This is a genomic window from Massilia sp. 2TAF26 (assembly GCF_052115005.1).
Lineage (GTDB): Bacteria > Pseudomonadota > Gammaproteobacteria > Burkholderiales > Burkholderiaceae_D > Telluria.
Window position 1 is genome coordinate 1 of sequence record NZ_JBFRFV010000137.1, and the last position, 389, is coordinate 389.

Genomic DNA, 389 nt, shown 5'->3' on the forward strand with positions numbered 1-389 from the left:
CAGCCTGGACGCCCCGTCGGTTCGGGCACGTGCAGGCGAAGCGGTTCGCCCTGACTCATTCTGATTCCTTCATATGCGATGGTGTCGCAGGAACAATCCTGGCGGACTTACCGCGGGTAGCGGCGGCCTGCCTGGGGCACAGAAATATTTCCTCGAAAGCAATCATAGCGTAGCACGCTTTTCCAGCCGCAAAAAGGGGAGCACAAGCAAAGCTGTGGTAATGTGCAGACCATGCCGCGCTTCACCCACTTTTTTGCTTCCCTGCTCATTCTGTCGTCCCCGGCACTCGCGCACGCCGAGACTCCGCCCAACGCCTCACCTCTTGAATTACGCATTCCCGTGGTATCCGATGGACATGCCACTTATTTCATACGCCTTCTGGAGGCGTC

1 protein-coding gene is annotated in these 389 nt (G+C 57.8%); it reads right to left on the reverse strand.

All coding sequences use genetic code 11. The annotated features are described in order from the left end of the window. Nucleotides 1–59, reverse strand: a 59-nt coding sequence (locus AB4Z32_RS27820; RefSeq protein ID WP_442125029.1) for a hypothetical protein, incomplete at its 3' end; no start/stop codon positions are given. Nucleotides 60–389 lie beyond the last annotated feature (330 nt).